Origin of the sequence: Limosilactobacillus fermentum (assembly GCF_013394085.1) — a bacterium.
In the GTDB taxonomy this organism is placed as follows: domain Bacteria; phylum Bacillota; class Bacilli; order Lactobacillales; family Lactobacillaceae; genus Limosilactobacillus; species Limosilactobacillus fermentum.
The window spans coordinates 188884-212167 of record NZ_CP040910.1 but is presented as its reverse complement, the minus strand read 5'-3'; the positions used below and the strand labels follow the sequence as shown (position 1 = coordinate 212167).

Here is a 23284-nt window from a genome sequence, read left to right as displayed (position 1 = left end):
TTATGGCCGAGTAGTTCACTACACCGTCACTAATCCTTGCTAGAAATGCCGTAACAGAATTGGAGGGCTGAGAACAGTGCGTGCCGCACTAACCCCCGCCCTAGCTTAGCCCAACGGCCTGTCAAGGAGGTTGGTCCGCACTTCCTTAATTAAACGCCTTTTCTCCAATGTCTTGGCGCCAGAAGCACTCCGGTTCCTCCAGTTGGTCGAGGTAAGCGTAGACGTCTTGTTGGGCCTGCTTTAAATCACTAGCCGTGGCAATCACCATCAACAGCCGGCCCCCCGCCCCGTGTAAGTCGCCTAAACTACCGGCCACGTTAGCGTAATCAACCGTGATGTTGCCGGCCACCGGGAACTTGCCCAACGCTTGGTTTTTGACCGGCTTTTGCGGGTAACCCTTTGAGGCCACCACCACCCCTAAAACGGCGCCCTCTTTTTCAACCACTTCCGGCAGGGGCTGGTCGTTGACACAAGCGTCAACCAGGTCAAATAAATCGGTTGCCAGCCGCGGCAAGATCACTTGGGTCTCCGGGTCACCCAGGCGAACGTTATATTCAATCACCTTGGGTCCATCTTCAGTCAGCATCAAGCCGATGTAGAGGATCCCGTGGTAGTCGTACTCCCCGTCCACGAGTCCCTTGACGCTTGGTTCCACCACTTCTTCGACCATCCGTTGGCGGTCGAACTCACTCAACTGGGGCAGCGGGCTGTAGGCGCCCATCCCGCCGGTGTTGGGACCCTTATCGCCATCGTAGGCCCGCTTGTGGTCCTGGGCCATCGGTAAGATTTGGTAGTCGCCGTTTTCGATCAGGACAAACATCGAATATTCCGGTCCCACCAAACACTCTTCAATCACCAGCCGGCCGGTGTGGTCCGCAAACATTTCCTTAATCGTCGCTTCGGCATCAGCCTGGTCGCTCGCAATCACGACCCCCTTCCCGCCGGCAAGGCCGTCTAACTTCAAGACGACCGGGAAGCCGAAGTCGGCCACGTGCGTCAGGGCTTCGGCCTCGTTTTCAAAGGCCAGGTGCTTGGCGGTTGGAACCCCGTACTTGTTCATAAAGGAGAGGGCGTATTCCTTAGAACCTTCCAGCTGGGCCGCCCGGGCGTTAGGGCCAAAGATCTTTAGCCCCGCCGTTTGAAATTCGTCGACGATCCCAGCCACCAGGGCGTCTTCCGGGCCAACGAAGGTCCAGGCTACCTGGTGCTCCTGGGCAAACTTAATCAACCCAGCAAAGTCCAGTTCTTCGATCGCCACCGGTTCAACCCCAACCGTTGGCATCCCAACGTTGCCCGGTGCGCAGTAGACGTGGTCGACCTTGGGGCTTTGCTTTAGTTTCTTAGCGATCGCAAACTCGCGGCCCCCGTTACCGATCACCAACACGTTTTGTAATGTCATGATTTTCCTCCTGATTTTCCATGAACAGGCACAGGGGTTGGAAAAAGCTTCCCTTCTCCCAACCCCTGTTTAATTTTAAATTGACCATGTACGCACGACCAAAGGATGCCAGACCTTAGCCCACGGCCTGCCAAAGGCTGGATCGCACTTCTTTTTAGTGCCTAAAGTGGCGCACCCCGGTCGTCACCATGGCGATCCCGAGCTTGTTGGCCATGTCAATCGAGTCTTGGTCGCGTACCGAGCCCCCTGGTTGAACGATCGCCTTGACGCCGTGTTCGCCGGCGTACTTAACGCAGTCGTCAAACGGGAAGAAGGCATCGGAGGCCAAGACGCTGCCTTCGACCAAGTCGCCGGCGTGCTTGACGGCGATCTTCAGGGAGTCGATCCGGTTTGGTTGACCTTCCCCCACGCCTAGCGTCCGTTCGTTGTTGGCCACCACGATTGCGTTGGACTTAGCGTGCTTAACGGCCTTCCAAGCAAACATCATTGCCTTCAATTGGTCTTCGGTTGGCTTAACGTCGGTCACCACTTCCCAGTCGTGGCAGTCCTCTTTAAGCGTGTCTTGGTCTTGCATCAAGAGTCCCCCCATCACGGAAACCACTTCTTCCTTGGTTGGTTCGTCCTTTTGGTCAAAGTCGACTTGCAAGAGGCGGATGTTCTTCTTCTTGGCCAAGACCGCAAAGGCATCGTCATCAAAGCCCGGCGCCACGATGATTTCCAAGAAGATCTTCCGCATCTTTTCAGCGGTCGCCAGGTCGACCTTGCGGTTCAGGGCGATCACGCCACCGAAGATCGAAACGGAATCAGCCTCGTAGGCCCGGTCCCAAGCGACTTCCAGGCTGTCGCCGCGGCCAATCCCACACGGGTTCATGTGCTTCATGGCCACCACGGTTGGTTCGTCGAATTCGCGCACACAACGCAGGGCTTCGTCGGCGTCCTTAATGTTGTTGTAGGACAGCTTCTTGCCGTGGAGTTGTTCGGCCTCCAAAATCGAGAAGCTCTTTGGTAGGGCGTCTTCATAGAGCCAAGCGCGTTGGTGGGAGTTTTCCCCGTAGCGCATCGTTTCCTTTAAGTCGTAAGTCAGGGTCAGCTTTTCCGGGTCTTCCAGGCCCACTTGAGCGGTCAGGTACTGGGAGATCAATGCGTCATAAGCGGCGGTGATCCGGAAGGCCTTGGCCCCTAACTTGCCCTTGGTTTCGTCGGTCGTATCGCCGTTTTCTTCGATTTCGGTCAGGACCTGGTCATAATCGTTGATGTCGGTAACGATCGTGACGCTTTGGTAGTTCTTAGCGGCCGAACGGACCATCGACGGGCCACCAATATCAATGTTTTCGATCGCATCGGCCAGTTCAACGCCCGGCTTTAAGATCGTTTCCTTGAAGGGGTAGAGGTTGACGCACACCAGGTCAATCGGGGTGATCGACAGGTCCTCTAAGGTCTTCATGTGCTCCGGCAAGTCGCGCCGGGCTAACAGGCCCCCGTGAACGTAAGGGTTGAGGGTTTTCACCCGCCCGTCCAAGATTTCCGGGAAGTGGGTGACGTCTTCAATCGAGATCGTCTTAATGCCGGCCTCATCCAGGACCTTCTTAGTCCCCCCGGTGGAGACGATTTCGTAGCCGTGCTCTTCCAGCCCCTTTACAAAGGGCACCAAGTTGGTTTTGTCCGATACAGAAACTAATGCGCGCTTCATGCTATTCTCCTTTTTCAATTCGCTTGGTTAAGACTTCTTTTAGGACCGCTGGGTAGAGGCGGTGTTCCGTTTCGTGAACCCGTTCTTCTAAGCTCTCGATCGTATCATCGGGCTTGATTACCACGTGCTCTTGGGCGATGATTGGGCCCGAGTCCAGCCCGGAGTCGATGTAGTGGATGGTGACCCCGGTTTGTGTTTGGTGATCGGCAAAGGCCCGTTCGATTGAATGCAACCCCGGGTAGGCCGGCAAGTAGGCCGGGTGGAGGTTGACGATCGAACCCCCAAAGTGATCCAAAATCGTCGGGCCGACCACCCGCATGTAGCCGGCCAGGGCGATAAAGTCGATTTGGTAGTCTTGTAAGACCTTCAAAATTCTCTTCTCATACGCAGGCTTGCCACCGCATTCCTTAACGGTGAAGGTTTCATAAGGGACCTTCAGGCGCTTGGCCCGGTCAATTACGTGGGCCGTGGGGTGGTCGCAAAATAACAGCACTAAGTCGCCCGGTAAGTCGTGGTTTTGAAATTGCTGGGCCAAGATTTCAAAGTTGGTCCCGTTTCCTGACGCAAAAATCGCTACTCTCATGCTCTTCCTCACTTAATCACAATCTTCTCTTCGCCGGCCGGCCGGTTGACCAGTTGCCCCACTTGGTAGCACGCCTCGCCCGCTTGGTTCAGCCGACTCTTAACTTGGTCCACTAGGTCCGGTTGCACCGCTAGGATCATCCCTAACCCCATGTTAAAGGTTTGCCAGCAATCGTCATCACTCAACCCACCTAGTTCCTTGAGGTAGTCAAAAACGGGTAGGCTTGGCCAGGCACTGCTGTCAACTTGGGCCTGGAGGTCGTCGCCAAACATCCGCGGTAGGTTTTCGATCAACCCGCCCCCGGTGATGTGGGCGACCCCTTCGACCAGGTGGTCCTTTAACAGCGGCAAGACCGGTTTGACGTAGATCTTAGTCGGCGCCAAGACGGCTTGGCCGACCGTTTGCCCGCCCAATTTGGCCGGCGTTGCGGCTAGGTCAACCTGGTGGTCCTTAAAGAGGATTTGGCGAACCAGCGAAAAACCGTTGGAGTGAATCCCGCTGGAAGCCAACCCCAACAAAATGGCGCCCGCCTGTGGTTGGTCGCTAGTCAAGAGGTCGTCTTTTTCGACCACCCCGGTGACCGTGCCGGCCAGGTCGTATTCATCCTGATCGTACATGTCCGGCATCTCGGCGGTTTCGCCCCCAATCAAAGCGGCGCCGGCCTGGCGGCACCCTTCCGCCACCCCCGCCACGATGTCGGCCATCTTGGCTGGGTCGTTGTGGCCGGTAGCGATGTAATCGAGGAAGTAGAGCGGTTCGGCGCCCTGGGCTAAGACGTCGTTAACGCACATTGCCACCACGTCGATCCCGATCGTGTCGTGTTGATCCATGGCCTTGGCGATCAAAAGCTTCGTGCCGACCCCGTCGGTGCCAGACACCAGCACCGGGTGCTTAACCTTCAGTTCGCCCAAGTCAAAGAGTCCGCCAAAGGCCCCGATGCCGCCGAGCGCCCCCGGCCGGTTAGTCAATTTGACGTTTTCCTTGATCCGTTTGACCAGTTCGTAACCCGCGTTAACGTCGACGCCGGCTTCTTGGTATCGATTCATTAGACCGTGACTTCCTTTCTGGCCAGTTTCTCTTGTTCGCTCAGTGACTTGCGGTAGCCCTCCTCGTAATCGTAGAGCGGCGTTGGGTAATTACCGGTAAAGTAGGCGACCGTCAGGCCACCATTGGGCGCCCCGTTGACGTTGGGCAGGTTGATGGCTTCGATCAGGCTGCCAACCGACAAGAAGCCGAGGCTGTCGACGCCAATCAAATCCCGCATCTCTTCGACCGTGTGGTGGGCGGCCATTAGTTCGGCCCGCGTCGACACGTCGATACCGTAAAAGCACGGGAACCGAAACGGCGGGGAGGCGATCAGCAGGTGGACCTCCTTGGCCCCGGCCCGCCGTAACATTTGGACGATCTGCTTGGAAGTCGTCCCCCGCACGATCGAGTCGTCGACCACGATCACCCGCTTGCCTTCCACGACCCCGCGGACGGCCGACAACTTCATTTGCACCGCCCGTTCACGCAGTTCCTGGGTCGGTTGGATGAAGGTCCGGGCAACGTATTGGCTCTTGATCAGACCCATTTCGTACGGGAGCCCCGCCTCTTCGGCGTAACCCGAGGCCGCCGACAGCGAGGAGTTCGGCACCCCAATTACCATGTCGGCGTCAACCGGGTGTTCGCGGGCGAGCAGGCGGCCCATTTGCTTACGGGCGTTGTGGACCGTTACCCCGTGGATGATCGAGTCCGGCCGGGCAAAGTAGATGAATTCCATCGAGCAAATTGCCAGCTGGGTGTTGGTGGTGTAGTGATCGACGTGGAGCCCGTCTCGGTCAATGATGATCAACTCGCCGGGTTCGACGTCGCGGACGAACTTGGCCCCGACGATGTCTAAGGCGCAGGTTTCACTGGTGACGACGTAGGCGCCGTTCTCCAGTTGGCCGATGCACAGCGGCCGGAAACCGTTCGGGTCCAAAGCGGCGATCAAGCGGTCCTTTTGCAAAAGCAGGTAGGCAAAGCCCCCCTTGACTTCGTTTAAGCTCTGCTTGAGGGCGTTAATGAAGCCGGACTGGATGTGCTTGCGAATCAGGTGGATCAGGATTTCGGTATCGGAATCGGATTGAAAGACCGCCCCTTCATCCTCTAATTGGCGCCGGAGGGTGACGGCGTTGGTCAGGTTCCCGTTGTGGGCCAGGGCGATGTCGCCATCGTGGAAGCGGTAGAGGAACGGTTGCACGTTTTGAATCGAGTTGTGCCCCGAAGTCCCGTAACGGACGTGGCCAATCGCCCCGTCACCGACTAGGCGTTCCAGTTCGGCCGGGTCGGCAAAGACCTCGGATAAAAGGCCACGATCCCGGTGTTGGTAAAGGGTTTGGTAGTCGGTGGAGACGATTCCGGCCCCCTCTTGGCCCCGGTGTTGTAAGGTGTGCAGGCCCATGTAGGTCAGGCTGGCGGCGTGTTCGGCGCCAAAGACCCCAAAGACCCCACACTCTTCATTTAATCCCTTGATTTCAGCTGGCACGGAATGGCCTCCTTCCACAATTGTTCTAAGTCGGCAACGTTTTTGTTCAGGTTGCCGTCCGCCAGGCGTACCTGGAGCCAGTGGCTGTTGGTAACTTCCCCAATCAGCGTGGCGTCGTCGCCCAGGGCCGCCTCAAAGGCCGCAGCGTCTTCTTTTTTGACGGTCACCACAAAGCGTCCGGCGGTTTCACTAAAGAGTTGGTTCTTGGTTAAGTCGAGCTTGAGGTTCATCCCCAGGTCGGTCTTGAAGAGCGTTTCGGCTAGGGCGACCCCCAGGCCCCCTTCGGCCAGGTCGTGCGCGGACGCTACCTTGCCGTCTTCCATTAGGGACAGCAGGGTTTTCATCATGGCGTGGACGTGGTTTAAGTCGAAGTCGGCCACCGTCCCGGCGATGTCGCCGGTCAGCATCTTTTGCAGTTCGCTACCGGCGTAGTCGTCACCGGTTTGGCCCAGCAGGTAGACTTGGTCGCCGGCTGCTTGGGCCGCCATCTTAACCAGGTCCTTTAAGTCCTTGATCAGGCCGACCATCCCGACCATTGGGGTGGGGTGAATGGCCTGGCCGTTATTTTCGTTGTACAAGGAAACGTTCCCGGAAATGACCGGGGTGTCAAAGACCCGGCAGGCTTCGGCCATCCCGGACACTGATTGGTGGAGCTCCCAGAAGATTTCTGGGTCGTTGGGGTCCCCGTAGTTCAAGCAGTCGGTGATCGCCAGTGGCAGGGCCCCAGTGGCGACAATGTTAGCCGCCGCTTCGGCCAGGGCCATCTTGCCCCCAACTTCCGGGTTGAGGTACACGAAGCGGCCGTTGCCGTCGGTCGTCATCGCCAGGCCCTTCTTGGTGCCGCGGACCCGCAGGACCCCGGCGTCAGACCCGGGGCCGACCACCGTCGAGGTCCGAACCATCGAGTCGTATTGTTCAAAGAAGATTGACTTGTCGGCGATCGTCGACTGTTGGAGCAGTTGTTCCAGGGTCGCCCCGGCGTCTGTTACTTCCGGTTGCCAGTTAGCCTCTTGTTCGGCCTGCAAAATCCGGGCCGGCTTTTGTTCTTCGGAGGTTTCTTCTAAGACGTCGTCGGTTAAGCTGGAAACCGGGATGTCACAAACGACTTGCCCGTCGTGGTGCAAGACGTACTGGCGCCCCTCCGTGATCCGGCCGATCGTGACGGCTTCCAGGCCGTAGAAGTCAAAGATCTTTTTGACGTCGTCTTCGTGGCCCTTGTTGACGCACAGCAGCATCCGTTCTTGGGACTCGGACAGCATGATTTCGTAGGCCGACATGTTCGGTTCGCGTTGCGGAACGAGGTCGAGGTCGAGGTCCATCCCCGCATCCCCTTCGCTCGCCATTTCGGCGGACGAGGACACGATCCCGGCCGCCCCCATGTCCTGGATCCCCACTAACCAGTCGGGGTGGTTTTGAATCAATTCCAAGCAGGCTTCCAAGAGCAGCTTTTCCATGAAGGGGTCCCCGACTTGCACGGCGGACCGCTGGGTGGCGTTTTCGTCGGAGAAGTCGGCCGAGGCAAAGGTTGCCCCGTGGATCCCGTCACGACCAGTCTTGGCCCCGACGTACATCACGGCGTTGCCGATCCCGGCGGCCTTCCCCTTTTGGATGTCCTTTTGGTCCATCAAGCCGACGCTCATGGCGTTGACTAAGAGGTTGCCCGAGTAGCACGGGTCAAAGGTCGTTTCCCCGGCCACGGTTGGGATCCCCATGCAGTTACCGTAATCCCCAATCCCCTTAACGGTACCGGCGACCTTCATTTGCATCTTCGGGTCGTCGAGTTCGCCGAAGTGCAGGGAATCGAGGCTGGCAATTGGCCGTGCCCCCATCGAGAAGATATCACGCAAGATCCCCCCGACCCCGGTTGCGGCCCCCTGGTAAGGTTCGACCGTCGACGGGTGGTTGTGGCTTTCGGCCTTGAAGACCACCGCTTGGCCGTCATCGATGTCAACGACCCCGGCCCCTTCACCAGGCCCCTGGAGGACCCGGTCGTTTTGGTTGGGGAACAAGCGCAAGACCGGCTTGGACTTCTTGTAGGAACAGTGTTCACTCCACATGGCGGAGAAGAGCCCGGTTTCGGTGAAGTTAGGCAACCGGCCCAGGAGTTTTTCTGAAATGTAGTCGTATTCGCGCTCGCTTAGGCTCCAGTCCAAGTAAGGCTTTTGTTCCTTAATTTGTTCTGGCGTTAATGCTTGCTTCATTTCCTATCCCTCCGCAATGACCGTGCCGTTTTCCAACAGTGACTTAAAGACCCGCAGGCCATCGGTGTTGCCCAAGATTGCTTCGACCGCCCGTTCCGGGTGCGGCATCATCCCCAAGACGTTGCCGGCCCGGTTGCAGATCCCGGCGATGTTGTTTAAGGATCCGTTGGGGTTTTCCTCGGCGTAACGAAAGACCACCTGGTGGTTAGCTTCCAGCTCGTCCAAGGTGGCTTGGTCGGCAAAGTAGGAACCATCGGCGTGGGCGATCGGCAGGTTAATCCGTTCGTGTTCTTGGTACTGGCTGGTGAAGATCGTTTGGTTATTGACGACTTCTAGTGGCGTCGTCTTGCAGACGAAGTTTTGGCTGTCGTTTTTCTTTAGCGCCCCCGGTAATAGGCCGGCCTCGGTTAAAATCTGAAAACCGTTGCAAGTCCCAAAGACCGGCTTGCCTTCGTCGGCCAGGCGCTTAACTTCCGGCATGATCTTAGCGAAGCGGGCAATCGCCCCGGCCCGCAGGTAGTCACCGTACGAAAAGCCCCCCGGCAGCATCACGGCGTCGTAGCCGGCCAGGCTGGTTTGCTGGTGGTCGACGTAGTCCACGTCGGCGCCGCAAACCGTCTTCAACGCTTCGTAGAGGTCGATGTCACAGTTCGACCCCGGAAAGACAATCACCGCAATCTTCATTTACTTCTCCTCCAGTACTTGGTAGGTGTAGGTTTCCATGTTGAAGTTAACCAAGAGTTCCTCGGCAATTTGCTTAACCGTCGCTCCAACTTGGTCACCGTCAACCGTTACGTCAAAGAACTTGCCGACGGTGACGCTCTTCACGTCTTGGTGGCCGAGGGCGTGAATCGAGTTGGTAATCGTTTCCCCCTGGGGGTCAAAAACGGATGGCTTGTAGGTCACGTAAATCCGAACGGTGGTCATAATTAGTCCTCCTTTAGGGCTGCTTGTAAACGGGCGTACACTTCTTGGTAGGTGGTCGTCAGGTCGGCGAGGTTGCGCCGGAAGACGTCTTTATCCAGGTGGTGGTGGGTAGTCGTGTCCCACAGGCGGCAGTTATCCGGGGAGAATTCGTCGGCCAAGATAATCTGGTTATCCCGGCTCCGGCGGCCAAATTCGAGCTTGAAGTCCACCAGTTGCATGCCGGCCTTTTCAAAGAGCGGCGTTAGCAGTTGGTTAACCTGGCGGCAAATCGCCCAGCACCGGTCAAATTCTGCCGGGGTCACCATCTTTAAGGCGACGGCGGCCGATTCGTTAATGAAGGGGTCGTCTAATTCGTCGTCCTTGTAGAAGTTTTCTTCGACCGGTTGCGGCAAGGCCGTTCCTTCCTCCAGGCCAAAGCGGGAAGCGAAGTGGCCGGCGACGGTGTTACGGGTCACAAACTCCAGCGGTACCATGGCGCACTTTTCAACTAGGTCCTCGGTCGCCGACAGCTTCTTGATGAAGTGGGTTTCAATTCCGTGGTCAATCAAGTAGTGGAAGACCAGGTCGGAAATGGCGTGGGCCGCGGCCCCCTTGCCAGCAAAGTGTTCCTTTTGTTTCCCGTTCAACTGGGTGGCTTGATCTAAGTACACCACCCGCAGTTGGTCCTCATCTTCGGTGGTCCACATTTCCTTTGCCTTCCCGGCGTACAACAGCTTCTCTTCCATTTTCGCGGTGACTCCCTTTCAGTAAAACACGAACAATAATTATTATTTTCGGCGATAAATTCGCTAAATCGTGACCATAGAATAACAAGTTTTATCATCGCTCGTCAACAAATCGACGCCATTTTAATGTAATTATCACTTTAATGTTCGTGTTTAATCGCAAGGATGGGGTAAAACGGTTTAAGATAACGGTTTCTAGTTCGTTAATCATCTATTTAACGGTTTTTAAAAAAGAGGCTGGGAGAAAACACGATTTTCTCCCAGCCTCTTGTTGTATTCACGAATGTTAGACAGATAACGTGCTCCCCAACCACGGGGCTAGTGTCTAAGCTGGCCGAAGAACGATGCGTACCGCATCAACCGTTCGTCCCAGCTTATCCATACGCCCCGTCGAGGAGGTTGGTCCGCACTTCCAAAGATAACGTGCTCCCAACCGCAGACCTAGTGCCTAAGCAGGCCGAGTAGGTTATTTCCCACTCACTCTCTCATTCGGCTTCTAGTGGTGAATCATTTCCTGGTAGTGGTAGTCAAACTCAATTGGGGTGCCCGCCTTGGCCAGGTGCGGGGCCTATTCCTCGCCCAACTTGGTCATTTCAACTAGGAACTGGTGCAGGCGGCTCCCGTACGGCGTCAGGGAATAGACCACCTTAGGCGGCACCGTGTTATAGCTGGTTCGGGTGACGATCAAGTCCTCTTCCAGTTGACGAAGCTGTTCGGTTAAGACCTTTTGGCTGATGGGGTGGGCATTATGTTGGTTGAGTTGCTCGTGCAATTCGTTGTAACGGCACGCCCCTTCATCCAGCTCACAAATAATCGACGGTTTCCACTTGCCACTAATGATCGAGAGGACCAGGCTGGCCCCAAAATGATAGCGTACTTCTTCCACGTGAATCCCCCATTTCCTACTTATAGGTACCTTGCGCAATTCAAAGTGCCTACTTACCAACTTAAGCGTTCTCAATTAACATCATACCTATAAACTATTGTGAATGATTGAATTTGATTGGAGGAATCATCATGACTAAAACTGCACTCGTCACCGGTGGGACCAGCGGGATCGGCTTGGCCACCGTCAAGAAGTTTTTGAACGAAGGCTTTGCCGTGACCGCCCTTAATTTTAAGGATGGTGGCCACACCGCGGAACTGCAGGCGCTCGGTGATTACACCTTTAAGGAAGGCGACGTCACCGACGCCAAGCGGGTGGAAGAAATCATCGCCCAACTGGTGGACCAATACGGCTAGCTAGACGTGGTGGCCAACGTGGCCGGGATCTTGGGTAACCACACCCCCTTTGTCGAAGCCGACCTTGATAACATCCACAAGGCCTTAGACGTCAACTTGATGGGGACGATCATCGTTGATCAAAAGGCCGGCGCCGATAGCATCTTGGTTTCTCACATCACAATGACGGCCGTCGACCCGAATGCGCCGGCCTCACTGTCCAAGCCGGTACACCAGCTACTGCGGCGCGACCTCCACTTCAAGGGGGTTATCATCACCGACGACCTGGCGATGGACGCCATCAAAGAATACGCTAAGCAGACTAACCAAAACGTTGCTGTCTTAGCCGTCGAAGCGGGCAACGACATGCTCTTGACCAATGACTACCGTACCGACATCCCCGCCATTAAGCAGGTGGTGGCTAACGGCACGATTTCGGTCCACCAACTCAATCAATCTGTCACCCGGATCTTAAGGTTGAAGGCGAAATTAGGGTTAATTAAATAGATAAAAGGGGTTACGGGAAAACGTCTTCGTTTTCCCGTAACCCCTTTTTGGTATTTACAACGGTTAGCCCCAACCACAGGTCTAGTGCCTAAGTACGGATGAAGAACGATGCATGTCGCATCAACCACTCATCCTAGCTTAGTCATACGGCCCGTCGAGGAGGTTGGTCCGCACTTCCAAAGATAACGTGCTCCTCAACCGCAGGTCTAGTGGCTAAGTCTGGCCACAGAACACCGCTGACGCGCTAACCTGTACCCTATCCTTACCCCACGGCCTGCTTTATGGTTGGTCCGCACTTCCTTATTCCGTCTTCTCACTCACCTTCTTGGCGTCCCCCAGTGAAACGACCTTGTAGTCGCTGCCGTCCTTGACGATGGTCCCGTTGTAGCGGAAGACCTGGGTCTTGGTGCTGCCGTCTTCAAAGTCGAAGGTGTAAGTGACGTCGTAGTTAACGGTGGTTTGGTTATCGCCGGCCGGGGCGACCGAGTTAACCCGGGCCTCGTAATCGTAGCTATCAATCGAATCGTTGCCGCTGTGACCATTGGCCATCTTGATTAACTGCTGGTAGTACTCGTTGCTGGCACCGTCCTTGAAGTAATCGGCCAGGGTACTATCATCGGTGCTGTCACGGACGGTCAGGGCCTCTGAGTAGACGTCCTTCATCAGGGTGTCGGCGTCATCCTTAGAAATCATCCCGGTGAAGGTCGGGGCGATCTGGTTGTCGTAATCGAGGTCCTTGCCAATCGTGGCGTGCTTGGATTCGTAGGTCTTGCCACTGGCGTTGACGGTCAAGTAAACGCTGGTGTTGCCGCTCACTGGGTAGTCTTTGAGTTCCAGGCTACCACTGTCGCCAATCGTGCCGGCCTTATCGCCGCCAACGTAAACCGTCGCCCCGCTCGGTCCGACCACGGTGAAGGTCAAAGTCGACAGCCCGACGTCGACGGTGGTCGTGCTCCCCGGCGTCAGGGTGGCGTTGGCCTTAGCCGTGATCTTGCGACCGTTCACCGTCCCGCTGGCCGTAAAGGAGTAGTCCCCCGGCACGTATGGCCCAACCTTGTGGGTGTAGGCGGTCTGGGCGTCGTTGCTGAAGCTGGAGTAATAAGAACGGCTGGACTGATCGTTGGCGCTAAGCGTGGCAACCTGCTTACCACCCATCTTCACCGTGACTCCCTCGTGGTTAGTCATTAACTCGGCGTAGGCCGGTTCAAAGGAAATTTGGTAGCGCGGGAAGATCAGCCAGTGACTGCCCGAACGCACGTAGCGGTAATTGCCGTAGGTGTCGCTAGTCAAGAAGGTCTGCTTCAGGGAGCTGAGTTCGCTGGCGTGACCGGTAAAGTAGCGTTGCAACGGCTTTGCGTTGTCCTTGGTGACCTTCAGGCTGGTGTTGGCGCTGACCAGGTAGGGTGAGGCGTCCTCTTTGGTTGACGAAAGGGCGCTGATCGCCCGGTTGAGCTGGTTTTGCCGGGAGTAGTAGCTACTCCCGACGGCGTAACCCCCGATCAAGACGACCGCCGCCACCCCAACGCCGATCCACAGCGGCTTGCGGGACTTACCCTGGGGGCGCTGCCGGCGCTGAGCCCGGGCTGGCGTTGGTGCCTCATCCGCTGCTTGCTTAGCCGCCGGGGCGGTTGATTGCGGCGCCGCACTTGGTTGGCTGGACCGCGTGGAAGCTACGGGGTTGGCCGAAGCAACTTCAGTTGGGCGCTGCTCAGGGACCTTAGACTCCGGTGCTTGACTAGCTGAGCCCGGTGCCGGTTCCGTGGCCGTCCGCAGCCGGTAGCCACAGTTCGGACAAAAACGGGCGCCGGGCTTTAATTCGTGCCCACAATTGGGGCAAAAATTTGATGCCATGATCCAACCTCCTAAAATAGACTATCCATAAAGTCGCCGAACGATTTCAAAGCGGAGGCCACCAGTTCTTGCCCCACCAAGAAGGAGAACAGCATGTAAATCAGGCCAATTGCCACCGCTAAAATTAGACCGGCGTACACCGGATCGAGGCTGCCGGCCCCGTGATCGCTACGCAAGACCGCCCGGTACAGCGAGACCGTCAGCAAACTCAGGTCCAAGCTGAACAAGATCACCATGAAGATAACCACCGTGGTGTAGGCAAACAGGAGCGCGATCACTAACAGGGCCAGGTTAAAGAAGGCGATCAGGTTTGTTTCGTGCACCACCTGGTTGGTAAAGACCCAAAAATCGTTTTCCGGCTCCCGTTGGCTGACCCGTTGCAAGAGGTAGGCGCAGGCGATCATCAACAGTGCGGCGACGATCGCAAACAGCCAGCCCCGGAACAAAAGGCCAGTTGCGGACGGCGTGGTCGAGGCTGCTCCAGTGCCCGTGTGCCCGTTGATTATGGCAAGGGTGTCAAACCAGGAACCCCCAAACGCCGAGGTGGCCGCGTGAAGTGCCCGCGTTAGAACGGCGAGGATCGCTAACATTGCCAACAACGTTTCGCCGACAATCGTTAAGACCCCGGTGTACTTAAACTTCGGTTGCACCACCTTGGTTGGCGCCTTCACCGACCCCCACAGCCAGCTCCAGTAGCCCACCGCCCCGGCCTTGAGCCGGTCGGTATCGACATTTTTAACGGCGGTACTAGCGGCGTTCATCGCGCTCGCCGCCACCCCCGGTTCCTTTTTCTCCGCGGTCAGCGGTTGACCACAGTTAGTACAGAACTTGGTCCCCTCCTCGTAGGGCTCGCCACAGATTGGGCAGACGTTCGGCGTCGCTTGTGGCGCCTCTTCTTTCGTCGTTGGGGCGGTTGATTGCGGCGCCGCTGCCGGTTTGGCTTCGGCCACCGCTAGCTGAGCGCCGCAGTTGGTACAGGACTTAGTGTCGGCAGGCATTTGGGCCCCGCAGTTTGGACATGTTTGCATGATCTCTACCCCTTGATTAATCATTCAATGTAACTTTAAACGTTACATTTATTATACGATCAGCCGCGGGGTGGAACAATCATTTCGCTTAAGAAAAATTTATTTTTTTAAAAGGAGTGCGACTAGCCTTCTCGACGAGCCGTATAACTAAGCTAGGGCAAATGGTTGGTGCGCCAGCACCGTTCTTTGCCCGTACTTAGGCACTAGGCTCGTGGCTAGGAGCACGTTATCAGTGCTGCCGTTGCGACCCAGCCATTTGGCAGGCCGTGGGCTAAGCTAGGGAGCGGGTAGGTACGGCAATCAAAAAGCCCCCGCCGCCTAACGTAGACAACGGGGGCTCAATGGGTTGGTCGCACCCACTAATTAGTCCAACCCTACCCGGTGGAAGATGTCATCGACGTGGCGCAGGTGCCAATGGTAGTCGAAGGCGTCATCGAGGTCTTCTTTGGTCAGTTGCTTAGCCACGATTGGGTCGGCTTCCAAGAGCGGGCGGTACGGAACGTGGTCGGCCCAGCACTTGGCGGTGTACTTTTGGATCAGGTCGTAGGCGTCCTCACGGGTCATCCCGGAGTTAACCAGCTTGAGCAGTACCCGTCCGGAGTAAATCAGGCCCAGGGTTTCGTCCATGTTGTGCTTCATCCGGTCCGGGAAGACGTCCAGGTTCTTGATGATCTTGCCGAAGCGGTGGAGCATGTAGTCCAACAGCGCCGTGGAGTCCGGCAGAATCATCCGTTCGGCACTGGAGTGGGAGATGTCGCGTTCGTGCCAGAGGGTCACGTCTTCGTAGGCGGTCACCACGTTGCCCCGCAGGACCCGGGCACAGCCGCAGATGTTTTCGGAGCCAATTGGGTTCCGCTTGTGCGGCATGGCTGACGAGCCCTTTTGGCCCTTAGCAAAGTGTTCTTCGACTTCGTGGATTTCGGTCCGTTGCAGGGAACGAACTTCGGTGGCCATGTTTTCCAGGGCTGTACCGACTAAGGCGATCGCCGCTACGTATTCGGCGTGCAGGTCGCGGGGCAGGACCTGGGTGGAGATTTCTTGGGGACGCAGGCCGAGCTTTTGGCAAACGTAGGCTTCCACTTGCGGGTCGACTTCGGCAAAGGTCCCAACCGCCCCGGAGATCTTACCGGCTTCGACACCCTTAGCGGCGTGCTCGAAGCGTTCCTGGTTCCGTTTCATTTCCGAGTACCAGCGGGCCAGCTTCAAACCAAAGGTGGTTGGTTCGGCGTGGATCCCGTGGGTGCGGCCCATGCAGACGGTGTACTTAAATTCGCGGGCCCGGTCGGCCAGGATGTCCATGAAGTCCTGGATGTCTTGGCGCAGGATGTCGTTAACCTTCTTTAACTGCAGGCCCTGGGCGGTGTCGACGACGTCCGTGGAGGTCAGCCCGTAGTGGACCCACTTGCGTTCCGGCCCCAAGGACTTGGAAACATCGCGGGTAAAGGCAATCACATCGTGGTGGGTGACGGCTTCAATTTCGTTGATCCCTTCAACGGTGAAGGTGGCGTTTTGGCGAATCTTTTCGACGTCTTCGGCCGGAATGTAGCCCAGCTTGCTCCAGGCTTCGTCGGCGGCAATTTCAACGTCTAACCAGCATTGGTAGCGAGCCTTGTCGCTCCAGATTTCCTTCATTTCCGGGCGGGTGTAACGATCAATCATCAGTTAGTTCCTCTCTTTTTAAGCGTCCCAAACGTGGGTGGCAGCAATTTCTTCTAGGGTGGCGTCTAAGTCGTTGGTTAGGATGGTCACGTGGCCCATCTTACGGTTAACCCGGCTGTCGGCCTTGCCGTAATCGTGGAAGTGCCAGGTGGGCTTGTGGCTGATTAAAGCGGCAACGCCCTTCTGGTGTTGGCCCAAGACGTTCACCATGACGGCGGGCTTTAATAACGTTGGCTGTGGTAGCGGCCAGTTGCAGATCGCCCGGTTGTGGATGGCGAACTGGGAGAAGTCGCAGGCCTCAAGCGAAAAGTGACCCGAATTGTGCGGGCGCGGGGCCAGTTCGTTAATGTAAATGTGGCCGTCGTGGGCGACAAACATCTCCACCCCTAGGATCCCCTTGAGGTCCAGTTGTTCGGCGATTTGCTTAGCCATCTCCTGGGCCCGTTCCTGCAGGGCGGTGCTGATCCGGGCCGGCACGATCGACAGGTGCAGGATCTCGTTTTGGTGGATGTTTTCGCTGACCGGGAAGGTAACGATCTCTTGGTTGGCGTTTCTGGCCACCATCACCGAACACTCGAGGTCAAATTTAACCCAGCCCTCTAAGATGCAGTTACCAGTCGCCAAGACATCCGTGCACTTCGCCAGGTCCGCGGCGCTTTTCAGGACGACTTGACCGTGGCCATCGTAGCCCCCTTCGCAGGTCTTCAAGACGCTCGGGTAGCCGATCTTGGTGACGGCCGCCTCTAATTCGGCCTGGTTAGTGACTGCCGCAAAGGGCGCCGTTGAGAGGCCCGCTTCTTGTAAGAAGGTCTTTTCCCGAATCCGGTCCTTGGTGATCCGCAAGAGTTCGGTCCCCTGCGGGATGGCGACTTGGTCGGCGACCGCTTCTAGGGCCACCAAGTCAACGTTTTCAAACTCGTAAGTCAACACGTCGGCGCGCTTAGCCAGCTCTTCAATCGCTTGTTTGTCCTCGTAGGGCGCCACAATCTGGTCGTCGGCGCACTGGCCGGCCGGGCAGTTGGGCGTCGGGTCCAGGATAATCACCTTCATGCCGGCGTACTTAGCGTCCAATGCCATCATCTGGCCCAGTTGGCCCCCGCCGATGATGCCGATCGTCCCCCCCTGGGGAATGTAGCCCGCCCTAGTCAAGGTTGGCACTGCTTTCCACGGACTGGTCGTGCATTTGCTGACGGTAAGCGACGATCTGTGCTTGGATCGCCGGGTCGGTCGTCCCCAGGATCTCAAGGGCGAGCAGGGCGGCATTCTTAGCCCCGGCCACCCCGATCGCCGTCGTGGCCACCGGAATTCCGGCCGGCATCTGCACGATCGAAAGCAGGGAGTCCATCCCGCCCAGGGCCTTGGTCTGCCCCGGCACCCCGATCACGGGTAGCGGGGTGTTGGCGGCCACCATCCCCGGCAGGTGGGCGGCTCCCCCGGCGCAGGCGATGATTACCTTGGTCCCCTTGCCGGCGGCTTGCTTGGCAAAGTCGAACATTTCTTGGGGCATCCGGTGGGCGGAAATGACCTGCTTGTCGTAGACCACCCCGAACTGATCGAGGATGGCACACCCTTCCTTGACGGTTGGCCAATCGGAGGTGCTCCCCATTACAACGGAAATCTTACTCATGCTTGTTCCCCCTTCTCAAACTGTCTTTAGAATACCAAACCGCCCGGGCGAAAACAAGCAAATTCACGAACCAGATTAGATTAACTTTTTATAATTGTTCGGATTTTAGAGAAGTGCGGACCAACCTCCTCGACAGGCCGTGGGCTAAGCTAGGGGGAAGGTTGATGCGGCACGCATCGTTCTTCGCCCGTACTTAGCCACTAGGCCTGTGGTTGGGGAGCACGTTATCTGTGTAACCGGAAACCAAAAAAGGCTGGGGGAACCATTCCCCCAACCCCATTGTTTACTAAAATAACCCCGTTATCTTCCCCTCGGCATCAATCGTCATCTTAACGGCGGCCGGCACCTTTGGCAGCCCCGGCATCGTCAGCATGTTACCAGCTAAAGCGACGATAAAGCCGGCCCCCAACTTCGGTACGAACTCGCGGATGTGGAAGGTAAAGTCCTCCGGTGCCCCCAGTTGGGTTTGGTCGTCGGTAAAGGAGTACTGGGTCTTGGCGATGCAAATCGGTAGGTCGTTCCAGCCCAGCTTTTCAAACTGCTTGAGCTGGTTTAAGGCCTTCTTGGAAAAGGCAACCCGTCCGGCGCCGTAGACCTTGGTGGCGATCGTTTCAACCTTTTCCTTTGGCGTGGCTTGGTAGTCGTACAGCGGGGTGAAGCTGGCTTCTTGCTCGGCCAGGGCCACCACTTCCTTGGCTAAGTCGAGCGTCCCCGCGCCACCCTTGGCCCAGGCGTCGGCGACCACCACGTTGACCCCGCGGGCCTTGCAGTTGTCTTCGATCAGTTTGATCTCGGCCGGCGTATCGGTGGCAAAGTGGTTGATGGCCACGACCAACGGCAGGCCGTAGCGTTGCATGTTGGCGATGTGGCGGTTGAGGTTTTGCAGGCCGTTTTCTAATTCGGTCAGGTTCTCGTCCTTTAATGCTTGAAGGCTGGCGCCCCCATTGTATTCGAGGGCGCGGACGGTCGCTACGATGACCACGGCGTCCGGGGTCTTGCCCAGGACCGGCCGCTTGATGTCCAAGAACTTTTCGGCCCCCAGGTCGGCACCGAAGCCGGCTTCGGTGACCGTGTAGTCGGCTAATTGCAGCGCCGTTTTGGTGGCCAAGACCGAGTTACAACCGTGGGCGATGTTAGCAAACGGCCCCCCGTGAACGATCGCCGGGGTGTGGCCCAGGGTTTGGACCAGGTTGGGCTTGATGGCGTCCTTTAAGAGGATCGTCACCGCCTCTTCAAAGCCGAGTTGGCCCACCGTGACCGGTTCCTTATCGTAGGTGTAGCCGACCACGATCCGGCTAACCCGGGCCTTTAAGTCGCTCAGGTCGGTGGCCAGGCACAAAATCGCCATCAATTCGGAGGCCGGAGTGATGTCAAAGCCGGTTTGGCGCGGCACCCCCTGCATGATCCCGCCCAAGCCGGTCACCACGTCACGCAGGGCGCGGTCGTTAACGTCTTCGACCCGCTTCCAGATCACCCGCCGCGGGTCCAAACCGAGTTCGTTGCCCCGCATCAGGTAGTTGTCGATCAAAGCGGCCAGGGTGTTGTTGGCGCTGGTTAGGGCGTGGAAGTCCCCGGTAAAGTGGAGGTTAATGTCTTCCATCGGCACGACTTGGGAGTAACCGCCCCCGGTGGCGCCCCCCTTCATGCCAAAGACTGGCCCCATCGAAGGTTCGCGCATGGCGATGACGGTTTGATGGTGCAATAAGGACAGGGCGTCCCCCAAGCCCACCAGGACGGTCGACTTCCCTTCCCCAGCCGGGGTCGGGTTAATTGACGTCACCAAGACCAGCTTGTGCTTCTTTTCCGGCGTCGCTTGCACCGGTAAGTTAATCTTGGCCTTGTACTTGCCGTATTGCTCGATGGCATCTTCATCGAGCCCCAGCTGGGCGGCAATTTCATTAATCGGGGTGAGTTGGGCTTGATCAGCAATTTCAATATCAGTTAACACGGTGGGTCCTCCCGTTAAATCCGAACATTATATAACAATCTAATTTACAAGATTAACAATAATCGAACTAACTCCCGGTTGCAAGTCTTATTTATCCCGGGTCGTCGGTAACTTATGGACCCGAATCTGCTTAACCCCCACGATGTCCAAAAGGAAGGTGAAGATCGGCACCCCGACAATCAACCCCCAGACGCCAAAGAGGTGTTCGGACACCAAGAGGACCACGAAGGTGTAAAAGATCGGCAGCTCGGTCCGGCTGGACATGAACTTGGGGTTTAAAACGTAGGATTCAATCATGTGGATGACCAAGATTACGATGATTAAGTAAACGATGTAACGGATCCCGCCGACCGAATACCCGACCATCGAGAGCGGCACCAAGGAAATGATGACCCCGGCCACCGGCACCAGGGAAAAGATGAAGACCATGAGGCCGAGGGCAAAGATTTGGGGCATCTTCATGAAGAACAGGGCGATCATGGTCAAAGCGGTGTTGGTTAAGGCGATAAAGAACTGGGCCTCTAAAACGACCCCAAAGGTGTTGACGAACTTCTTACCGAAGAAATCGAGGTCCTTGAAAAACCAGCTCAGGTGTTGGCTGGACAAGAAGGTCTTAGAAAACTCGTTCATCTGGCGAAGCTCAATCGTGTAAAAGAAGCTCAAAATTACCGACATCGCCACCGCTACCAGTAAGGTCCCAAAGTTGGTCAAGGTGGTCACGGCTAGGGTAACCCCGTGGCGGGCTTGGGTGGCCAACGTCGAGCTCGACACAAACTGGTTTAGGTACTTAATCAGCCAGTGCATGTCGGCACTTTGGTAGAAGGTAATCAGCGAATTGGTCATCTTAACCAGCTGGTTGACCAACATCGGCACGTAATCGGTGACCACGTAAAAGAGGCCTAGGATCAAAAGCAAGTAGCTCAACAAGACCACCAGGGTGACTGGCACCCGGGGGATCCAACGTTGGACCAAGCGGACCCAGTGGACGATTAAGTAGGTGAAAATAAAGGTCAACAAAATCGTGTTCATCAGCGAGCGAGCCTCGTATAAGACCAACACGATCACCAAGAGGACCACCAAGCGGCGGAGCTCCTGTTTTTTAGTAAATTTGTTCCAAAAGTCTGTCATGGCAAAGATCCCTTCCCAGTTGATAACCCTATCTTAGCAAAGAACCCGCCATAACGTGAAAGGTCTTTTTATTGATTCGGGCGCGGCGGGCCAGTTCGGCCACCGTAATCTTTTCGTAATCGGTGGTCAAAATCAGCTCCTCAAAGGCCTGATCAATCGCGGTGATCGTTTTTTGGACCCGCAGGTCCTCGGTTCCGTTTGAGTTCATTGTCGACCTCCGTTTGATTGACGGTATGCACCCCGACTGAAACGATTCATGCAAGGGTGAGCACTTTTAATAAAAATTTGACACCCGGGGTGTATAATTAACAAATATAATTGTGAAAGAAGGATGATGGACAGATGTTAGAAAAGACGTTCTATAAAACGTTACTGAGCCGCTCTTTTAAGAACGTCCCGGTGAAAGTGGTTTTTTGGGATCACTCCACGGCAACCTACGGGGATGGGGATCCGGAAATTACAATTACCTTTAACGAGAAGATCCCGGTCGCTGACGTAACGCGCAACGCCTCACTAGCCCTGGGGGAAGCCTTTATGGATAAAAAGATCGAGCTCTCGGGTCCGGCCAACGTGATCGAGATCCTGATCAACGCGGCCTACCAAAGCGCCGAAAGCTTCATGCGTGACTCCAAGCTGCGCCGCTTCATGCCTAAGCAAAACCACAGCAAGAAGAGTTCCATGTCCGACGTGCAAAGCCACTACGACGTCGGCAACGACTTCTACGCCCTGTGGCTAGACAAGACGATGACTTACTCCTGTGCCTACTTTGAAGAGGGCAACCAAGACGACTTGGAACAAGCTCAAATCGCCAAGGTTCACCACATTTTGAAAAAACTGCACCCGCAACCGGGTAAGACCCTCTTGGACATTGGCTGTGGCTGGGGGACCTTGATGCTGACGGCGGCCCGCGAGTACGGTCTCAAGGTCACCGGGGTCACCCTGTCCGAAGAGCAATTTAAGCTGGTGCAAAAGAAGATCGATGACGAGGGCTTAAGCGACGTGGCGGAAGTCCACTTGACCGACTACCGTGAATTAGGCGATCGCCAGTGGGATTACATCACCTCGGTGGGGATGTTTGAACACGTCGGCGCCGAAAACCTCGGTCTCTACTTCAAGGACGTGGCCAACTACCTGGTTGACGACGGAGTCGCCCTGATTCACGGGATTACCCGCCAACAAGGGGGCGCCTTTAACGCCTGGGTCAACAAATACATCTTCCCGGGTGGCTACATTCCGGGCTTGACCGAAATCATCGGCCACATCGAAGACGCCGGCTTGCAAATCGACGACGTGGAAATGCTGCGCCGCCACTACCAACGAACCCTGGAGCTTTGGAACCAAAACTTCCAGGCCCAAACCGCTAAGGTCACCGAAATGATGGGCGAACGCTTCGTGCGGATGTGGGAACTTTACCTGCAGGCCTGCGCGGCGTCCTTTGAGTCCGGCAACATCGACGTCATCCAGTACCTGATCACCAAGGGAGCGTCGGGTAAGAACTTGCCGATGACACGGGATTACATGATCAAATAAAAGAAGTGCGGACCCAACCATTGGCAGGCCGTGGTAAGGTTTGGCTACAGGTTAGCGCGCCAGCGGTGTTCTGTGGCCAGACTTAGCCACTAGGCCTGCGGTTGGGGAGCACGTTATTTGGAAGTGCGACCGGGAGAAAAATTTCTCTCGGTCTTTTTTTGATTATTACACAGATAATGCGCTCCTAACCACGGGTCTAGCTTAGTCCAACGGTCTACTTGACAGGTTGGGTCACACTTTCCTTTTTAACACAGGACAAATATTTAGATTTGTGCAAAACAGAAGCGCGGACCAACTATCTAGCCACTAGATTTGCGCAAATTTGCAGATTTGTCCTGTCCCCTAGCCCATCACCCGGCCCACTTCTTTTAAATCCAGTTCGCCGGCCATGTAAGCATCGAGGCTCGGGTAAGTCGGCAGCGGGTCAACGAAGGCGCCCACCAAGACCAGGTTGGCACCCTTGATTTCCGGGTGGCGGGCTAAATAGCGCAGCGCCGTTACGCACCCGAGGCTGTAGGCCACTAGGGTCAGTCCGTCTGCTGGTTTGATTTGATCCTCCAGGGCGCTGTCCCAGGCCGCCTGCATCGGCGCAAACGGGTTGGGAAGCCAAAGCCGCTCGAGTTTAACGGCCGGGGCCAGGGCCTCCTCTAGCCAGGGAAACCAGTCGTCATCGCGCGTTGAGGTGCCGTGAATTAAGTAAGCAGTGGTCATCATTGAACTACTCCCACTTAGCTAAGCCTACGGCTTGACA

Annotated in this window: 22 protein-coding genes; 3 read left to right on the top strand and 19 right to left on the bottom strand. The window is 56.4% G+C overall.

Going from position 1 to position 23284, the window contains the following annotated elements; all coding sequences use genetic code 11:
- Positions 1-145: 145 nt before the first annotated feature.
- From purD to FG166_RS00935, 10 genes are all read right to left on the bottom strand, one after another.
- Positions 146-1399 carry a phosphoribosylamine--glycine ligase gene (gene purD, locus FG166_RS00980; RefSeq protein WP_003682505.1) on the bottom strand — a complete coding sequence of 418 codons (1254 nt, stop codon included), beginning with the start codon at positions 1397-1399 and terminating at the stop codon, positions 146-148.
- Between the two features lie 154 nt (positions 1400-1553).
- Complete coding sequence (gene purH / locus FG166_RS00975) at positions 1554-3089, bottom strand: bifunctional phosphoribosylaminoimidazolecarboxamide formyltransferase/IMP cyclohydrolase (RefSeq protein WP_003682503.1); 1536 nt, start codon at positions 3087-3089, stop codon at positions 1554-1556.
- Between the two features lies 1 nt (position 3090).
- Entirely contained in the window at positions 3091-3672 is a 582-nt protein-coding gene (gene purN / locus FG166_RS00970; protein ID WP_015638504.1) for a phosphoribosylglycinamide formyltransferase, read from the bottom strand.
- Between the two features lie 8 nt (positions 3673-3680).
- Positions 3681-4718: a phosphoribosylformylglycinamidine cyclo-ligase gene (gene purM / locus FG166_RS00965; RefSeq protein ID WP_003682500.1), complete on the bottom strand. Its 1038-nt coding sequence runs from the start codon at positions 4716-4718 to the stop codon at positions 3681-3683.
- On the bottom strand, positions 4718-6181 hold the full coding sequence (gene purF / locus FG166_RS00960; RefSeq protein WP_003682498.1) for an amidophosphoribosyltransferase: 1464 nt from the start codon (positions 6179-6181) through the stop codon (positions 4718-4720). The genes purM and purF overlap by 1 nt, the downstream gene beginning before the upstream one ends.
- Positions 6157-8382, bottom strand: coding sequence for a phosphoribosylformylglycinamidine synthase subunit PurL (gene purL / locus FG166_RS00955; RefSeq protein WP_003682496.1), 2226 nt, complete (start codon positions 8380-8382; stop codon positions 6157-6159). Before purL ends, purF begins: the two co-directional genes overlap by 25 nt.
- Positions 8383-8385: 3 nt before the next feature.
- Positions 8386-9066 carry a phosphoribosylformylglycinamidine synthase subunit PurQ gene (purQ, locus tag FG166_RS00950; protein WP_003682494.1) on the bottom strand — a complete coding sequence of 227 codons (681 nt, stop codon included), beginning with the start codon at positions 9064-9066 and terminating at the stop codon, positions 8386-8388.
- Positions 9067-9309, bottom strand: coding sequence for a phosphoribosylformylglycinamidine synthase subunit PurS (gene purS / locus FG166_RS00945; protein WP_003682491.1), 243 nt, complete (start codon positions 9307-9309; stop codon positions 9067-9069).
- Between the two features lie 2 nt (positions 9310-9311).
- Positions 9312-10034, bottom strand: coding sequence for a phosphoribosylaminoimidazolesuccinocarboxamide synthase (locus FG166_RS00940; RefSeq protein ID WP_003682490.1), 723 nt, complete (start codon positions 10032-10034; stop codon positions 9312-9314).
- A 568-nt stretch (positions 10035-10602) separates the two neighbouring features.
- Positions 10603-10920, bottom strand: a complete 318-nt coding sequence (locus FG166_RS00935; RefSeq protein ID WP_050755174.1) for a winged helix-turn-helix transcriptional regulator — start codon at positions 10918-10920, stop codon at positions 10603-10605.
- A gap of 131 nt (positions 10921-11051) precedes the next feature.
- Between FG166_RS00935 and FG166_RS00930 the strand changes: the two genes are divergently transcribed.
- Both FG166_RS00930 and FG166_RS00925 read left to right on the top strand, forming a co-directional pair.
- Positions 11052-11276 (top strand): SDR family NAD(P)-dependent oxidoreductase, encoded by a 225-nt coding sequence (locus FG166_RS00930; protein ID WP_003682485.1) that lies wholly within the window; start codon positions 11052-11054, stop codon positions 11274-11276.
- A 6-nt stretch (positions 11277-11282) separates the two neighbouring features.
- Entirely contained in the window at positions 11283-11762 is a 480-nt protein-coding gene (locus tag FG166_RS00925) for a glycoside hydrolase family 3 N-terminal domain-containing protein (RefSeq protein WP_003682482.1), read from the top strand.
- Positions 11763-12062: 300 nt separating this feature from the next.
- Here the strand turns inward: FG166_RS00925 and FG166_RS00920 are convergent, their stop codons facing one another.
- The 8 genes from FG166_RS00920 to FG166_RS00885 form a co-directional block, all read right to left on the bottom strand.
- On the bottom strand, positions 12063-13613 hold the full coding sequence (locus FG166_RS00920; protein ID WP_003682481.1) for a zinc ribbon domain-containing protein: 1551 nt from the start codon (positions 13611-13613) through the stop codon (positions 12063-12065).
- An 11-nt stretch (positions 13614-13624) separates the two neighbouring features.
- Positions 13625-14641, bottom strand: a complete 1017-nt coding sequence (locus FG166_RS00915; RefSeq protein WP_225209333.1) for a zinc ribbon domain-containing protein — start codon at positions 14639-14641, stop codon at positions 13625-13627.
- Positions 14642-15004: 363 nt separating this feature from the next.
- Positions 15005-16300, bottom strand: a complete 1296-nt coding sequence (purB, locus tag FG166_RS00910; RefSeq protein ID WP_003682477.1) for an adenylosuccinate lyase — start codon at positions 16298-16300, stop codon at positions 15005-15007.
- An 18-nt stretch (positions 16301-16318) separates the two neighbouring features.
- The gene (gene purK / locus FG166_RS00905; protein WP_035430881.1) at positions 16319-17458 is read right to left on the bottom strand and encodes a 5-(carboxyamino)imidazole ribonucleotide synthase; all 1140 of its coding nucleotides are present in this window, start codon (positions 17456-17458) and stop codon (positions 16319-16321) included.
- Positions 17442-17927 (bottom strand): 5-(carboxyamino)imidazole ribonucleotide mutase, encoded by a 486-nt coding sequence (purE, locus tag FG166_RS00900; protein ID WP_003682472.1) that lies wholly within the window; start codon positions 17925-17927, stop codon positions 17442-17444. Before purE ends, purK begins: the two co-directional genes overlap by 17 nt.
- Before the next feature lie 286 nt (positions 17928-18213).
- The gene (locus tag FG166_RS00895) at positions 18214-19875 is read right to left on the bottom strand and encodes a formate--tetrahydrofolate ligase (RefSeq protein ID WP_003682469.1); all 1662 of its coding nucleotides are present in this window, start codon (positions 19873-19875) and stop codon (positions 18214-18216) included.
- A gap of 87 nt (positions 19876-19962) precedes the next feature.
- On the bottom strand, positions 19963-21003 hold the full coding sequence (locus FG166_RS00890) for an AI-2E family transporter (RefSeq protein ID WP_003682468.1): 1041 nt from the start codon (positions 21001-21003) through the stop codon (positions 19963-19965).
- A 28-nt stretch (positions 21004-21031) separates the two neighbouring features.
- Positions 21032-21211, bottom strand: a complete 180-nt coding sequence (locus FG166_RS00885) for a hypothetical protein (RefSeq protein ID WP_003682467.1) — start codon at positions 21209-21211, stop codon at positions 21032-21034.
- A 134-nt stretch (positions 21212-21345) separates the two neighbouring features.
- Here FG166_RS00885 and FG166_RS00880 point away from each other — a divergent pair, with 134 nt between their 5' ends.
- The gene (locus FG166_RS00880) at positions 21346-22533 is read left to right on the top strand and encodes an SAM-dependent methyltransferase (RefSeq protein WP_003682466.1); all 1188 of its coding nucleotides are present in this window, start codon (positions 21346-21348) and stop codon (positions 22531-22533) included.
- Between the two features lie 342 nt (positions 22534-22875).
- Here FG166_RS00880 and FG166_RS00875 read toward each other — a convergent pair whose 3' ends face one another.
- Entirely contained in the window at positions 22876-23247 is a 372-nt protein-coding gene (locus FG166_RS00875) for an alpha/beta hydrolase (protein ID WP_003682465.1), read from the bottom strand.
- Positions 23248-23284: the final 37 nt, after the last annotated feature.

Bases quoted from the DNA above. Each gene is read 5' to 3' on its own strand.
- purD (WP_003682505.1), bottom strand. From the start codon at position 1,399: ATGACATTACAAAACGTGTTGGTGATCGGTAACGGGGGCCGCGAGTTT.
- purH (WP_003682503.1), bottom strand. From the start codon at position 3,089: ATGAAGCGCGCATTAGTTTCTGTATCGGACAAAACCAACTTGGTGCCC.
- purN (WP_015638504.1), bottom strand. From the start codon at position 3,672: ATGAGAGTAGCGATTTTTGCGTCAGGAAACGGGACCAACTTTGAAATC.
- purM (WP_003682500.1), bottom strand. From the start codon at position 4,718: ATGAATCGATACCAAGAAGCCGGCGTCGACGTTAACGCGGGTTACGAA.
- purL (WP_003682496.1), bottom strand. From the start codon at position 8,382: ATGAAGCAAGCATTAACGCCAGAACAAATTAAGGAACAAAAGCCTTAC.
- purQ (WP_003682494.1), bottom strand. From the start codon at position 9,066: ATGAAGATTGCGGTGATTGTCTTTCCGGGGTCGAACTGTGACATCGAC.
- purS (WP_003682491.1), bottom strand. From the start codon at position 9,309: ATGACCACCGTTCGGATTTACGTGACCTACAAGCCATCCGTTTTTGAC.
- FG166_RS00940 (WP_003682490.1), bottom strand. From the start codon at position 10,034: ATGGAAGAGAAGCTGTTGTACGCCGGGAAGGCAAAGGAAATGTGGACC.
- FG166_RS00930 (WP_003682485.1), top strand. From the start codon at position 11,052: ATGACTAAAACTGCACTCGTCACCGGTGGGACCAGCGGGATCGGCTTG.
- FG166_RS00920 (WP_003682481.1), bottom strand. From the start codon at position 13,613: ATGGCATCAAATTTTTGCCCCAATTGTGGGCACGAATTAAAGCCCGGC.
- FG166_RS00915 (WP_225209333.1), bottom strand. From the start codon at position 14,641: ATGCAAACATGTCCAAACTGCGGGGCCCAAATGCCTGCCGACACTAAG.
- purB (WP_003682477.1), bottom strand. From the start codon at position 16,300: ATGATTGATCGTTACACCCGCCCGGAAATGAAGGAAATCTGGAGCGAC.
- purE (WP_003682472.1), bottom strand. From the start codon at position 17,927: ATGAGTAAGATTTCCGTTGTAATGGGGAGCACCTCCGATTGGCCAACC.
- FG166_RS00890 (WP_003682468.1), bottom strand. From the start codon at position 21,003: ATGACAGACTTTTGGAACAAATTTACTAAAAAACAGGAGCTCCGCCGC.
- FG166_RS00885 (WP_003682467.1), bottom strand. From the start codon at position 21,211: ATGAACTCAAACGGAACCGAGGACCTGCGGGTCCAAAAAACGATCACC.
- FG166_RS00880 (WP_003682466.1), top strand. From the start codon at position 21,346: ATGTTAGAAAAGACGTTCTATAAAACGTTACTGAGCCGCTCTTTTAAG.
- FG166_RS00875 (WP_003682465.1), bottom strand. From the start codon at position 23,247: ATGATGACCACTGCTTACTTAATTCACGGCACCTCAACGCGCGATGAC.